The sequence below is a fragment of the Streptomyces johnsoniae genome, assembly GCF_031845565.1.
Classification (GTDB): domain Bacteria; phylum Actinomycetota; class Actinomycetes; order Streptomycetales; family Streptomycetaceae; genus Streptomyces; species Streptomyces johnsoniae.
Map to the genome: position 1 here is coordinate 1 of NZ_JAVREV010000053.1, position 843 is coordinate 843.

An 843-nucleotide genomic window follows, 5' to 3' on the forward strand; every position below is an offset into this window, starting at 1 on the left:
GTCGGGGACGAGGGCGGTCAGGACGCCGTCCGGGCCCAGCTCCACGAACTGCGTGACCCCCAACTCCTCCAACGCCCCCACCCCATCCGCGAAACGCACCGCCTCCCGCATATGACGCGCCCAATAATCCGCCGACACCAACTCACCCGGCTCCGCAAGACGCCCCGACACATTCGACACCACACCCAACCGCGGCTCCCGCAACGACAACCCCGACACCACCTCACGAAACTCACCCACCACCTCATCCATATACGACGAATGAAACGCATGACTCACCGCCAAACGCTTCGTCCGCACCCCACGCCCCCGCCACACACCCCGAAACTCCTCCAACACCCCCACATCACCCGACACCACCACCGCCCGCGGACCATTCACCCCCGCCACCGACAACCCACCACCCAACTCCCCCAACACCTCACGCACCTCACCCTCCCCCGCCTCCACCGCAACCATCCCCCCACCTCCACGCACCGACTGCATCAACCGCCCACGCTCCGCCACCAACACACACGCATCACCCACATCCAAAACCCCCGCCACATGAGCAGCCACCACCTCACCCACCGAATGCCCCAACAAAAACTCCGGCACCACACCATGAAACTCAAACCACCGGAACAACGCCACCTCAACCGCAAACAACGCCGCCTGCGTCAACACCGTCTCATCCAAACCAACCCCACCCCGAATCACCTCCACCAAAGAACACCCCAAACGCCCCTCCAACTCACCCGCCACCTCATCAAACGCCCCCGCGAACACCCCCGACACCCCATACAACCCCAACCCCATCCCCACCCGCTGCGACCCCTGCCCCGTAAACAAAAACGCCGTCTT

The 843-nt window shown here is 64.2% G+C and carries 1 protein-coding gene; it reads right to left on the bottom strand.

The window, feature by feature from the left end:
- On the bottom strand, positions 1-798 hold a 798-nt coding region (locus RM779_RS33220; protein ID WP_394813456.1), incomplete at its 3' end, for an acyltransferase domain-containing protein.
- Positions 799-843 lie beyond the last annotated feature (45 nt).